The sequence below is a fragment of the Devosia sp. J20-27 genome (assembly GCF_055808595.1).
In genome coordinates, this window is record NZ_CM147875.1 from 974,775 (window position 1) to 987,288 (window position 12,514).

At 63.9% G+C, this 12,514-nt stretch carries 14 protein-coding genes; 9 read left to right on the forward strand and 5 right to left on the reverse strand.

Translation table 11 applies throughout. The annotated features are described in order from the left end of the window. The first annotated feature begins 73 nt into the window (after positions 1–73). From AC0L4C_RS04715 to AC0L4C_RS04730, 4 genes are all read left to right on the forward strand, one after another. Entirely contained in the window at positions 74–991 is a 918-nt protein-coding gene (locus AC0L4C_RS04715; protein WP_473402415.1) for a phosphotriesterase family protein, read from the forward strand. 27 nt (positions 992–1,018) lie between these two features. After that, positions 1,019–1,771: a class I SAM-dependent methyltransferase gene (locus AC0L4C_RS04720; RefSeq protein WP_473402417.1), complete on the forward strand. Its 753-nt coding sequence runs from the start codon at positions 1,019–1,021 to the stop codon at positions 1,769–1,771. 95 nt (positions 1,772–1,866) lie between these two features. After that, positions 1,867–2,985 carry a cyclopropane fatty acyl phospholipid synthase gene (cfa, locus tag AC0L4C_RS04725; protein WP_473402418.1) on the forward strand — a complete coding sequence of 373 codons (1,119 nt, stop codon included), beginning with the start codon at positions 1,867–1,869 and terminating at the stop codon, positions 2,983–2,985. A 227-nt stretch (positions 2,986–3,212) separates the two neighbouring features. Beyond that, a complete protein-coding gene (locus AC0L4C_RS04730) occupies positions 3,213–3,698 on the forward strand; it encodes an SH3 domain-containing protein (RefSeq protein ID WP_473402419.1) in 486 nt (161 codons plus the stop codon). 49 nt (positions 3,699–3,747) lie between these two features. On the opposite strand, the gene AC0L4C_RS04735 is transcribed toward AC0L4C_RS04730, so the two are convergent. Next, positions 3,748–5,268 (reverse strand): YifB family Mg chelatase-like AAA ATPase, encoded by a 1,521-nt coding sequence (locus AC0L4C_RS04735; RefSeq protein WP_473402420.1) that lies wholly within the window; start codon positions 5,266–5,268, stop codon positions 3,748–3,750. Between the two features lie 112 nt (positions 5,269–5,380). On the opposite strand from AC0L4C_RS04735, the gene AC0L4C_RS04740 reads away from it, so the two are divergent. Beyond that, positions 5,381–6,316, forward strand: a complete 936-nt coding sequence (locus tag AC0L4C_RS04740; protein ID WP_473402422.1) for an IS1595 family transposase — start codon at positions 5,381–5,383, stop codon at positions 6,314–6,316. A gap of 218 nt (positions 6,317–6,534) precedes the next feature. On the opposite strand, the gene AC0L4C_RS04745 is transcribed toward AC0L4C_RS04740, so the two are convergent. After that, the gene (locus AC0L4C_RS04745) at positions 6,535–7,407 is read right to left on the reverse strand and encodes a DUF3800 domain-containing protein (RefSeq protein ID WP_473402423.1); all 873 of its coding nucleotides are present in this window, start codon (positions 7,405–7,407) and stop codon (positions 6,535–6,537) included. Between AC0L4C_RS04745 and AC0L4C_RS04750 the strand changes: the two genes are divergently transcribed. After that, complete coding sequence (locus tag AC0L4C_RS04750) at positions 7,408–7,563, forward strand: hypothetical protein (protein ID WP_473402424.1); 156 nt, start codon at positions 7,408–7,410, stop codon at positions 7,561–7,563. A 351-nt stretch (positions 7,564–7,914) separates the two neighbouring features. On the opposite strand, the gene AC0L4C_RS04755 is transcribed toward AC0L4C_RS04750, so the two are convergent. Continuing rightward, on the reverse strand, positions 7,915–8,211 hold the full coding sequence (locus AC0L4C_RS04755) for a hypothetical protein (protein WP_473402425.1): 297 nt from the start codon (positions 8,209–8,211) through the stop codon (positions 7,915–7,917). 115 nt (positions 8,212–8,326) lie between these two features. After that, positions 8,327–9,394, reverse strand: coding sequence for a DUF4037 domain-containing protein (locus AC0L4C_RS04760; protein WP_473402426.1), 1,068 nt, complete (start codon positions 9,392–9,394; stop codon positions 8,327–8,329). A 229-nt stretch (positions 9,395–9,623) separates the two neighbouring features. On the opposite strand from AC0L4C_RS04760, the gene AC0L4C_RS04765 reads away from it, so the two are divergent. Beyond that, on the forward strand, positions 9,624–10,457 hold the full coding sequence (locus AC0L4C_RS04765) for a glycoside hydrolase family 25 protein (protein ID WP_473402428.1): 834 nt from the start codon (positions 9,624–9,626) through the stop codon (positions 10,455–10,457). Between the two features lie 100 nt (positions 10,458–10,557). Beyond that, the gene (locus AC0L4C_RS04770) at positions 10,558–10,680 is read left to right on the forward strand and encodes a hypothetical protein (protein WP_473402429.1); all 123 of its coding nucleotides are present in this window, start codon (positions 10,558–10,560) and stop codon (positions 10,678–10,680) included. 54 nt (positions 10,681–10,734) lie between these two features. On the opposite strand, the gene AC0L4C_RS04775 is transcribed toward AC0L4C_RS04770, so the two are convergent. Beyond that, a complete protein-coding gene (locus tag AC0L4C_RS04775) occupies positions 10,735–11,379 on the reverse strand; it encodes a MarC family protein (protein ID WP_473402431.1) in 645 nt (214 codons plus the stop codon). Between the two features lie 71 nt (positions 11,380–11,450). On the opposite strand from AC0L4C_RS04775, the gene AC0L4C_RS04780 reads away from it, so the two are divergent. Continuing rightward, the gene (locus tag AC0L4C_RS04780; protein ID WP_473402432.1) at positions 11,451–12,479 is read left to right on the forward strand and encodes a DUF930 domain-containing protein; all 1,029 of its coding nucleotides are present in this window, start codon (positions 11,451–11,453) and stop codon (positions 12,477–12,479) included. The last annotated feature ends 35 nt before the right edge of the window (positions 12,480–12,514 follow it).

The window sequence follows — 12,514 nt, forward strand, 5'->3', positions numbered from 1 at the left end:
GACCTGATGTCCGGGGGTTTTCTTTTGCGGGTGACCCCGTGGTAGCAAGAAGGAAACGACAAAGGGGAGACCAATGGCAAAGCAGCTGTGGACGACGCTGGGGCCGATGACGGCGGATCAGCTCGGCATGATCCTGCCGCATGAGCACGTGTTCGTGGACCTGAGGACGCCCGACCAGCCGGGCTATGCGGAGGCCGAGGCGGCCGACGTGGTGGCGCTGATGGCGCCGCAGATCGAGGCGGCGAAGGCGCTGGGAGTGACGGCACTGGTCGAATGCACCACTGGCGGAGTGGGACGGCGGGCCGATCTCGACCTTGCCGTATCGCAGGCCACCGGATTCCCGATTGTGGTGCCGACCGGCAATTACCGCGAGCCGTGGATTCCCGAGTGGGTGAGCACGGCCAGCGAGGCTGCGCTCGAAGCCTGGATGGTGCGCGAACTGGAGGAGCGCTTCGACGAGGCGGACTTCCGTGCGGCGTGGATCAAGATTTCGGCCGGCGACGACGGCATCACGCCGCTGGAGGCGAAAATCCTGCGGGCGGCGGCACGGGCCGGACAGCGCACCGGGGCGGTGATCGGCAGCCACACGATCAAGGGGCGGGTGGTGCTGGACCAGCTCGACATCATCGAGGCCGAGGGCTATCGCGCCGACCGCTTCATCTCCATCCACAGCCAGGAGGAAAAGGATTTTGGCCTCAACCTGGCGGTGGCCGAGCGCGGCGCATGGATCGAGTATGACCATGTCGGCCGGGCGCCCGACGACGCGGTACTGGCGCTGATCGAGAAGGCGCTGGCGGCCGGCAAGGAGAATCAGCTGCTGCTCAGCCATGACCTGGGCTGGTTCGACCCGGCGCAGCCGGGCGGCGGCACGCCACGGCCCTATACGCATCTGTCGGCCGTCCTGCTGCCCAGGTTGCGGGAACGAGGTGTGTCCGAGGCGACGCTGACCCGGATCACGCATGCCAATCCGTTCGAGGCGTTTGCCCGGTAGGACGTTGGGGCCCGAGGAGGACCGGCCATGGACCAGCTCTACGACGATGCCGATCTTTATGACCTGGTGGCGCCGGTCGATCGGGAGATGGAGCGGTTCTATGTCGGCAAGGCCGGCGGACCGGGGCGGCGGGTGCTGGAACTGGCCTGCGGGTCGGGCCGCATCAGCGTGCCGCTGGCGGAAAGCGGCGCGACCGTCACCGGCGTGGACCTCTCGGCGGTCATGCTGGAGCGCGCGCGGGAAAAGGCTGCCGAATGCGGTGTGGCGATAGACCTCCGCGAACTCGACATGCGCGCGCTGGCGCTGCAGCAGCCGTTCGATGCGGTGGTGATCGCCGGCAATTCGCTGCTGCATCTGCACAGCACCAAGGATTTCGGCCGTGTGTTCACTGCGATCCGGCAGCATCTGGCGCCGGGCGGAACGCTCTATTTCGACGTGTTCGTGCCCAACCCGAGGCTGCTCAGCCTGCCGACGGGACAGCGCGAGTCACTGGGCACGTTCGCGCATGCGCATCTGGGCGATGTGACGGTGGAGGAAACCATCTGCTACGACCCGGTGAGCCAGATCAGCCGCGCCGACTGGTACTGGTCGACGGCGGCCCATCGGGACTTCCGCCACACGCCACTGGAACTGCGGCAGATCTACCCGCAGGAACTGCCCTTGCTGCTGGCGCTGGGCGGACTGGAGCTCAAGGCCCGCTACGGTGATTTCGACGGCAGCGCGCTGACCGCAAGAAGTCCGAGGCAGGTCTGCGTCGCAATCGACAGCAGGGGTCGCTAGGCGGCGCAGCCGATGCCGGGTTCTGCTTGCTGCGGCGAGGGCTTTGCTTTTGCCCTATTGCGGGTCTAGAGTTATGTGTCGTGTGAGTTCAGACGATGACTGACAGCCCCAGACGATATTTCTCAACTATCCTCGAAAAATCGGGGATCACCATTGGCGGGACGCAGCCCTGGGACATCCGGGTGCATGACCAGCGCACCTATGGACGGGCGCTGGCCTATGGCACGCTGGGCTTCGGCGAGGCCTATATGGACGGCTGGTGGGACGCCGACGCCATCGACCAGATGATCATGCGGCTGCTCGAGAACAATATCTGGGCCTATCTCAAACCCGACCTCGGACTTGTGGTGTCGGCGGTGCGCGGCAGGCTGCTGAACCTGCAGCGGCTGAAGGTCACCGAGGTGGGCGAGAAACACTATGATATCGGCAATGACCTCTATGAGGCGATGCTGGACAGCCGGATGATCTATTCGTGCGGCTACTGGCAGGGCGGCGCTGAAACGCTGGATGCAGCGCAAGAAGCCAAGCTCGACCTGATCTGCCGCAAGATCGGCCTCGAACCGGGCATGAAGGTGCTCGATATCGGCTCGGGCTGGGGCGGTTTCCTGCGGTTTGCGGCGGAACGCTACGGCATCGAGGGAATTGGCGTGACGATTTCGCGCGAACAGGCGGCCTATGCCGAGGCGCGCAAGGGCGCGCTGCCGATCGAGACGCGGCTCACCGATTACATGGCGCTGGAGGGCAAGTTTGACCGCGTGGTGTCGATCGGCATGTTCGAGCATGTGGGCTGGAAGAACTATCGCCGCTACCTGGCCAAGGTGCGCGAGCTCTGCGCCGAGGACGGGCTGTTCCTGCTGCACACGATCGGCAACAACCACACCAGCACGCATGGGGACCCGTGGACGGAAAAATACATCTTTCCCAACGGCGTCCTGCCCTCGGCCAAGCAGATCACCACGGCCGGCGAAGGCCTGTTCGTGATGGAGGACTGGCACAATTTTGGCGCCGACTATGACCGCACGCTGATGGCCTGGTGGGCGCGGTTCGATGCGGCGTGGCCGCAGCTGAGCGAGCGCTACGGCGAGCGCTTCTACCGGATGTGGAAGTTCTACCTGCAGGTGTTCGCGGCAATGTTCCGGGCGCGGAACATCCAGCTCTGGCAGCTGGTGCTGAGCCCGAACGGCGTTCCCGGCGGCTATGCCAGCGTGCGCTGAGACGGATTCACGTGAAACACTTGTGCACAGGATTATGCACAGGCGGGCCGACGGGCCATTTGGCCGTGCCACGGACCGACCTTGGTCGCCAGCAACGGATCTCCGCCAAGGACATTTTCCAGACTGCGCAATCTCGACGCGCTTAGAAGGCGCCGGTCGGATGTCCCCATAGGCCGGCGCCTCCTTTCTGGAAAGGACGCCTCATGTCAGGTTCTCGCGTTGTCGCCATGGCGAAGTATTTTGGATCGATCCTCGGTGGATTCGGAATCACTGCCCTGAGCGTGATGATGCTGCTGGAAGCCCCGGGACAGCCGCAGAGCGCGATGGCTGCCACTGTCACCCCGATCGCAAAGCCGCGGGAGCCGCTGCCTATCCTGAACGCCTCCGCCTTCGACATTTCAAAGACGGTCGCCGTCAACATCACCGGCAAACCCGGGACCACCGGCGAATCCGCGGCTGTGGCAATTTCGTCGCCGTCGGCAGAAGAGGCAGCTCCGACCGCCACCACAACGTCTTCGGGCGGCGCCACGATGATGGTGGCCGATGCCGTCAACATGCGACTGGGGCCCGACAAGACCAGCAAACGTATTGACGTGGCCCGGCCGGGCACCATGGTGAGCGTCTTGCAGAGCGAACGAGGATGGAGCCTCGTCGCCACCGATGATGGCCGCAAGGGCTGGCTGGCGACCAAGTTCCTCCAATCCGCACAGTGAAGCCGGGCGCGGTGGGCGGCCAGCCCGTCGACCGCTCAGACCCGTCGGATCACGCCATTCCCAGATTGATGCGGTAGCTCAAGGCCTCGGCGATATGCGGGCGGCCGACCCTTTCGGTGCCGGCAAGGTCGGCGAGGGTGCGGGCGACTTTGAGGACGCGGTGATAGGCGCGGGCCGAGAGCGAGAAGCGTTCAGCGGCCTGCAAAAGCAGCGTCTGGCTCTCCTTGTCCGGATTGACCACCTGCTCGATCAGCGTCGGGCCGGCGGCGGCATTGGTATAGATGCCGGGATGACCGCGTTCGAGAAACCGCTGGCGCTGGATGTCACGGGCCTTTTCGACGCGCGCAGCAACAGCGCTGGACGGCTCGGCTTCGGCCGGGCCGATCATGTCGGCGGCGGAGACGGCTGGGACGTCGATGCGCAGATCGATGCGATCGAGGAACGGCCCGGAGACGCGACCCTGATAGTCGGCGGCGCAGGCGGCGCCGCGCCGGCAGGTATGGCCGGGCGTGCCGGCGAGGCCGCATTTGCAGGGATTCATGGCAGCGATCAGCTGGAAGCGGGCCGGGAAGGTGACGCGGGCATTGGCGCGGGCGATCACCGTCTCGCCGGCCTCCAGCGGCTGGCGCAGGCTGTCGAGCACGGCGGGCGCGAATTCGGGCAGTTCATCGAGAAAGAGGATGCCGTTATGAGCGAGGCTGACCTCGCCGGGGCGCACCTTCAGGCCACCACCGACCAAAGCGGCCATCGACGCCGAATGATGCGGGGCGCGGAACGGCCGGCGATCGGACAGGGCACCATCGGCCAGTTCGCCGGCGATGGACTGGATCATCGACACGTCGAGCAGTTCGCGCGGGCTGAGCGGCGGCAGGATGGAGGGCAGGCGCGACGCCAGCATGGACTTGCCGGCGCCGGGCGGCCCGACCATCAACAGGTTGTGGCCGCCGGCGGCGGCGACCTCGAGGGCGCGGCGCGCCACCTCCTGACCGCGGACCTCGGACAGATCGGGCAGGACGCGGCCATCAGTGCGACGACGCGGCTGCGGCCGGGTGCAGAGCTGGTAGCCGGCGAGGTGGTTGACCAGCGCCAGCAGGCTTTCCGGCGCGATGATGTCGATCTCCTCGCCGGCCCAGGCGGCCTCAGGGCCGGAGGCCTGGGCGCAGATGATGCCGAGATCGCGACCGGCCGCGGCGATGGCGGCCGGCAGCACGCCCGGCGTCGGGGCGAGACGACCGTCGAGCCCGAGTTCGCCCAGCGCCATGTGGCCCGACAGGGCATCTGAAGGGATGGCGCCGATGGCCGCCATCAGGCCGAGGGCGATCGGCAGATCGTAGTGGCTGCCTTCCTTGGGCAGGTCGGCGGGGGCGAGATTGACGGTGATGCGCTTGGGCGGCAGGCTGAGGCCGGAGGCGTAGAGCGCCGCATGGACGCGCTCGCTGGATTCCTTGACTGCCTTGTCGGGCAGGCCAACCAAAAGGAATTTAGGCAGGCCCGGTGCAATCTGCACCTGCACATCGACCGGCACGGCCTCGATGCCCTGGAATGCTACTGTCTGGACACGCGTGACCATACGCACAATCCCCAATGCGCGGCGACGCTAGCAGCCTCTTGGGTTGATCGGGGATTATATACTTGACGAACCCAACGCAAAGACGTACTAGTTAGGACAAGGAGTTAAGCCCATGTCCGTTCTGTCCAAGCCGTATTTTCACAATGAGGAAGCCGCATTCGCCCACGTAGAGGCGATGCTCTGGGCCGATGGCCCGGTTTGCCCGCATTGCGGCGGACTAGAGCGAGTCTATGACCTTGGCAAGACGCGCATTGGCCTCAAGAAGTGCGGCCATTGCCGCAAGCAGTTCACGGTTCGCGTCGGCACCATCTTTGAGGATAGCCATCTGCCCCTGCACAAGTGGTTGCAGGCTATCCATCTGGTCTGCTCTTCCAAGAAGGGCATCAGCGCCCACCAGCTGCACCGCACTCTGGAAGTGACCTACAAGACGGCTTGGTTCCTGATGCACCGCATCCGCGAAGCAATGCGCTCTGGCGACCTGTCCCCGATGGGCGGCGCGGGCGGCATCGTGGAAGTGGACGAAACCTACATCGGCAAGGGCGACAACATCCCGCACCGGTTCATGAAGAAGCCCGGTCGCGGCGTTCTTGGCTACAAGAACATCGTCTTGACGCTGGTGGAGCGCGGCGGTCGTGCCCGTAGCTTCCATATCGACGCAACGACCGTGAACACCATTGCCCCCATCGTGAACGCCAACCTTGCCAAGGAAAGCCGCCTCATGACGGACGAAGGCTCTTGGTATCGCAGCATCGGCAAGCAGTTCGCCTCGCATGAAACCGTGGTTCACCGTCGCGACGAATACGTGCGCGGTCAGGTGTCAACGAACACGGTGGAAGGCTACTACTCCATCTTCAAGCGCGGCATGAAAGGCGTCTACCAGCATTGCTCGGAAAAGCACCTGCACCGCTATCTGGCAGAGTTTGATTTCCGTTATTCGAACCGCTCCGCGCTTGGCTGCGAAGATCAGGAACGTGCGGCCCGCGCTCTAGAAGGCGTGAAGGGAAAGCGCCTAACTTATCGGCGGACTGGTGGACACGCCACTGCGTGAGATTCGATTAAATGAGTCGCGTCAAAGACTTAGGTACAATAGGCCTAAGTCTCTGCCGCAGCTTGACTTTTTCATCATTTGGGACGATATTTAGGTTGGGTAGCGGGATATGCCGGAACTACCTTCAGCCCATGTGGCTTTGCAGCATGGGCAGTCAGTTGGACGATTGCCATAGGAGGCAATCTACTCGCCACTGATGGGACGAAGGCCGGAGCCCGCTACTCCAAGAATCTGAAGCAATAGTTATATCCCTCAAACAGCATCTTCTGCTGCGTCGTCAGCCTTGTCGTTCGAAAGAACGACGGCTGGAGCGCCACGGAGTAGTCGTGCCACCACCCTCCCTCTTTGGCCATCATCGGCTTTAGAGCCAAGGCCGGGTTCACATTCCATCGCGGGCCATGGGCATCAGCCGCACAGTGCAGTGCACTTGTGACGATGTCTGCCGTTTGGCAGCCTGCGTTTAGGTTATGGGGGATAACTTCAATCTGCGACAGATCAATTACGCTTGGCTTTATGTCTCGCTTATCCAAGACGAGATTATTGCTACGGCTCTGAATGACCAGTACCTCGATATAATCTCGCAGCCAGTCGTACGCCACGCCCCCGCGTTCGCTGAATACGATCTTGATAGGACGTGTCTCGCCAAAGCAGGCTAGCATCTCTCTTTGCGCAAAATCGGTCACTCGCTCTAGCAGCAAGCGCACGATCCAGTTGTAGAACCAACCCCTAGGGCTGGTGAAAAGACGCTCCGCTGCTGGATTGCGATAGCCTTGCATGTTTGGCTTGTGGGATAATACGGCGAAGCCCCGCGCCCGCTGCATTGCGAGTTCCTGGCAGGCGACAAGTTTCTTGCTGTCTGAGAGCTTACGAAAATGCAGGTCTGGCGTTCTGACGTTTATCAGTTTGCGAACGCTTCCGACAAACGGGACTATTGCTGGTTCATCTTCGTAATGGAACAGCGAGGCACCTAGTGTAAGCCACTCGCTTGCACCATTTGGTTCTTGTGGTTTGACGCGCGTTAGGCCGGGGTCTCCCGCTTCATCGATGTAAACGACATAGAATGGCTCACCAACCACCGAAAGTGTTCGCATATGGCCAGTAACCCTCACAGCGACGACAAGAGTCAACTAGACAAGTTCAAGGAAGCCGCCAAAGAGGTGGAAACAGACGACCGGGAGGAGACCTTCGACCGGGCGCTAAAGCGCATCGCCGCATCGAAACCACAGAAATCCAACGGCAAGACTTGAATAAGTCGGTTCCGAAGTTTTCCCCCTAATCCACTTACGCTATATTAGCGCTGTCCGGCTCGGTGAGTCGGTCACCCCGGGGACATCCCGGATGGCAGTCCGGGACTCGCTCGCAGGCTCAATAGGTTAGTGGGTCATCTCAGAGGGGCTAGGTGAAAACCTAGCTCCTCACCTCCAAGCCATCGTATCCAATGGCTACAATTCTGATACCCCTATTCGCGGTTCCGGTCTAGCCTGATTATGCGGGCAAGCGTCCGAAAATAACACGGTATACGAGATACTGCGGTATTTGCATACCGCAGCGAAGCGGTATATAGATACCGCATGATCGAATGCTCAGATGGTTCTGTCCTAGATCTGGCAGTTTATGACTTGCATAGCTTCGTCGCCACGTTTGTAGCCTCTACGGGGCGCTTCGGACTGTTCGTCGGTGATGTTGGCCGCGAATGCTTCATCGAGCCTGAGCAGCTTCCACCCGACAGGATTGCGGCTATTGCTACCGCCGCGAACCTGCCAGACGCGCATAATGTCGTTGCCCTCTTGGGTGATCCCGACAGCGTGGACTTCCACAACGCGCGCGTAGCCGTCATAGCGCAACTCAAGTCGCTTACCCTCTCGCAGGGCATCACAAGCTACAGACTTCCACATGCTGACGCTCCTATTTCAGAGCGCCACGTTACCCCGATTCTGGTGGGTGTGTGAAGTATATAATCCCCGGTTGATCACAAGAACATTTGGGGAACACACCGGGGGCAATGGTCGCTCAGCCGAGCAGGTGCCGCATGGTGCGCTGCGACAGGGCGGCATTTTCGAGCAGCGGGGTGAGGTCGGTCACCTGGTCAAGCGCGCCCAGAACCGGCAGTTGCCTGATCCGGGGATCGGCGATGGCGGCGACCGTGCTGGCCACCGCGTCGTCGGCGTTGATGGTGGTGAAGGGCCGGTCATGATAGGGGCCGATGACCGGTGTGAAGCTGGCAATGTTCAGGGCGTTCTGCCGGTGTGCCAGCTCGAGGTAGGCGGCGGCCAAGGCGTCGCCCCGCTCCACCCAGTGGTTCGCGGCCAGGGCACGCTGGAGGTGGGGCGAGAGTGCTCCGGCAATCGGCAGCGCTGCAAAACCGCTGCCAAGCCACTTTGCATAGGGCGCGTAGCGGCGTTCGAGCAGGAAGCCCATGCGCATGACATCGCGCACGAGCCGGGCGGCGATCACGCGCGACCCCAGGTCGTCGCCCACCTGGCCGGCGCGTCCGACGAAGGCCTGTTCCTCGGCGATACGCCTCCACTGACAGGCGATCCTATGGAGCCATACATCATCGGGAAAGTAACCTACGCGCCGGCGGGCCTGCTGCAGCCGGCCATCGTCGTCGCGGAACACGGCGCCCGCCGTGAAGGCGAGCAGCTTCTGCTCTGCGAATGCAAGCCACTGCATGGCGCTCAGGTCTTCGACGGAGCGCAGGCCGAAGTGACTTTCCAGCGTGGCCTCAAGCGTATGGAACTCGAGCCCGTGCTCGATTGTCCCGGCCGACTCCGGACCGTCGGGCGGCGCATGGGGCCGGCTGCGCCAGCCCACCGGTTCCCCACAAAAGTTCGCAGGAGCCGCCTTGCCGAAGGCGAGCAGCAGTTGCCGAGCATGGACGGCAAAATCATCGCGGCTGAGGAAGACAAGAACCCGCGGACCCCAATTGTGATCGCGGGAGGTGTCGTCGTCAAAACCGAGCAGTTCCGAACCATAGCCGATCAACGCGGCGGCGTAGCGGAGGCCGGGCGCGCTCCGGCTCAGCCAGGGCCCGACGACCTCGCTATGGAACCGGCGCGAAAGCTCGATGCCCTGCATGGTTTGCCCCCCTGTCCGAGCCACCCATAGCGGCCCTGACGCCGGTTTGGAACAGGGGCCGGGGACAGGCGCCCGATCGATGGACTTCAGCGCGGCTGCGGGGCGGGTGGCACAGGTTTCGCCACGGCGTTAACCATGCTGGAATTCCAAAGGGTTAGCGCAAGGTTTCATTAATGCGGCCGTGTTGAATCAAAGGCTTCTGATCCAGTTGCCTGCGAGTGTTTTGACTATGATTGCTGCCACCACCCGCCCCTTGTCCGTTGTCGCGAAAGCACTGCTGCTGGTGACGCTCGTGGCGGTGCTGGCGGCCTGTGGCCGGAGCCCGACCGGCCGCACGGCGATCCCCGGCGACAACGATCCGCATCCGGGGGTGAACCGCGCCCGGGCGCTGCCGATCCAGGGGCTGGACATTGCGCGCTACCAGGGCCGCATCGACTTTGCCGCGGCGCGGCAGGGCGGTACTCATTTCGTCTATATGAAATCGACCGAGGGCCGCGACTATATCGACCCCAATTTCCGGGTGAACTGGCAGCATGCGCGCGAGGCCGGGGTGGCACGCGGCGCCTACCATTTCATGACCTGGTGCTCGCTGGCATCGGAGCAGGCGGCGTGGTTCGTGCGCAATGTGCCCAACGATCCCGATGCGCTGCCGCCGGTGCTCGACCTCGAGTGGAACAATCACTCGTCGTGCAAGAACAAGCACAACCGCGAGGACATTCTCGAAAAGGTCCGCGTCATGCTGGCGGCGATGGAAGCCCATACCGGCAAGGTGCCGGTGATCTATACCGACATCAACTTCCACCGTGACGTGCTGGCGGGCGAGCATTTCGACAATGCGTTCTGGCTGCGCTCGACCGCCGCCGAGCCGCATCACAAGTACCATGGGCGCGACTGGATGATCTGGCAGTGGACGCAGACCGGCACGATGTCGGGCGTGCGCACGGAAGTGGACCGCAATGCCTTCTACGGCGGGCCGGACGAGTGGACGCAGTTCCTGCTGACCGGCTGCGACCCGCGCCGCATTCATATCCTTGGGCCGCAGGGCCGGTGCGGTGCAAAATAGCAGCGCGGACGGTGTGCGCTGCCTTGTCTCCGCCACGCCGAAATTCTAGCCTCTGCCGGTGATTTGCTGGCCGACCGCGCCGGCAGGAAAGGAAGAGCAAATGGCTAAAGGTCAAATCCGCTCAAACAAGGAAGCCAAGAAACCCAAAAAGGAAAAGCCGAAAGTGCTGGCAACGGCCGGCCTGCAGAGCGGCACCGCTCCGGCTCCAGCCAAGAAGAAGTAGGTTCTGGTTCTTGAAGACTTCGAAAGGCCGTGGCGCAAGCTGCGGCCTTTGCCTTTACCCGGCCACGGCGCCGACCAGGCCGCTGCCCTTGATGCCGTCGATGAGGAACTGCATCGACAGCGCCGCCAGCAGCACGCCGATGACGCGCGACACCACTGCAAGGCCAGTCAGCCCGAGCATGCGCTGGATCGGCACGGCGAGCCGCATGGAGACGTAGCTCAGCAGGAGGATGGCGACGAGGGCGAGGACAACGGCCAGCCACTCGAGATTGAAGCCACCGGTGCCGGTGGTCAGCAGGATTACCGCGCTGATCGAGCCCGGTCCGGCGATCAGCGGCATGGCAAGGGGAAAGACCGAGATGTCGTCGCGGGTTTCGGCCTCGTTTTCTTCCTCGGGCGTGGTGCCGGTGCCGCCGGAATGGCGGGCAAAGACCATGTCGATGGAGATCAGCAGCAGCAGGATGCCGCCGGCGATGCGCAGCGCCGGCAGGGTAATGCCGAAGAGCCGCAGCATGATGTCGCCGAAAAGGGCGAAGAACAGCAGGATGCCGCCAGCGACGAGAATGCCGCGCAGCGCCATGGTCCGGCGCTCGACGGGCGTGTTCTTGCGGGTGAGCGCGGCATAGACCAGCAACAGATCCGCCGGCCCGATGGTGGCGAAAAACGTGGTCAGGGCGACAAGGGCGGTATCGACTGGCATGGGTCCCACCTTGCCCGAATGCAGGCCGCTTGGCGAGAGTATGCCTCGCAAACGGCACAATGGGCATGGTAATGGCTGAGCCCATGCGCGACCTCATGCCAGAGCCGATGCTGCGCGACCCGCCCGGGCGCCAGCGGCCGATGTTCTGGACCCTGGCCGTGTCGCTGATGCTGCATGCGGGACTGCTGGCGCTGCTGCTGCTGCCGCCGCTGCGCGACAGCCTGGAGGCGCCGCAGCCACCCGCCATCGACGTCGAACTGGTGCCGCCGCCGGAGGCCAAGCCCGCCGCATCGGCGACGGAGGAGCCGGCATCGGACGAGCCGCAATCTGCAAGCGAGACCGAAGCGCCGGCGGCCGAGTCTGTGACCGAGGCGACGTCGTCGCCGGCAGACGCACCGGCGGAGCCTGCCGCCGCGGAGGAGGAGCCGGCCGAGGCGTCCGCGGACGAACCTGCGTCTGCGGCAGCACCCGAGGCCAGCGCGACAGCGCAACCGACAGCGGAGGCGCCGTCGACTGAAGCGGCGACACCGCAGCCGAGTGCGGAAGCCCCGCAAATAATCGCGCCGGTACCCCTGTCGCGACCCAGTGTCAGGGGTCTGACGGCGCCAGCGAGCGATCCGGAAGACGGCGTGGCCGCTCTCGCCGACGGCGGCGAACTGACCGAGGGGGCGGCCGCGTCCGCGGCGACGGCGGAGCCGGATGTCGCGACACTCGAGCTTGGCCCGCTGCGCAGCGCCGAGCGCTTCTATCTCGAGGCCATGCTGGGCTCGCCAGGCATGGAGCGGGCGCGCGACGCGCTGCAGACCCTGCCACCCGACAAGCGGCTGGCGCAGACCTGCAATATCGAGGCGCTGGCGCAGATCGGCTATGCCGGGGCCGGCTTTGCCCCGGACGTGGTGATGACCGAGGCCTACGCCATGTCGGAAGTGGCGGGAACACAGCTCCGGGCACCGGGCGCCATCTTCCGCTCGGACGACAAATGGTACGGTCTCGCCTTCGAGTGCACCCTCAGCGACGACCTCACGCAAGTCACCGCCTTCACCTACCGGCTCGGGGCGGACGTCACGGACGCGGTGCTGGTGCGGCTGAACGCGGACTAGTCGCGCCACCGGATGTGGTGAAGCCCCAATGGTAG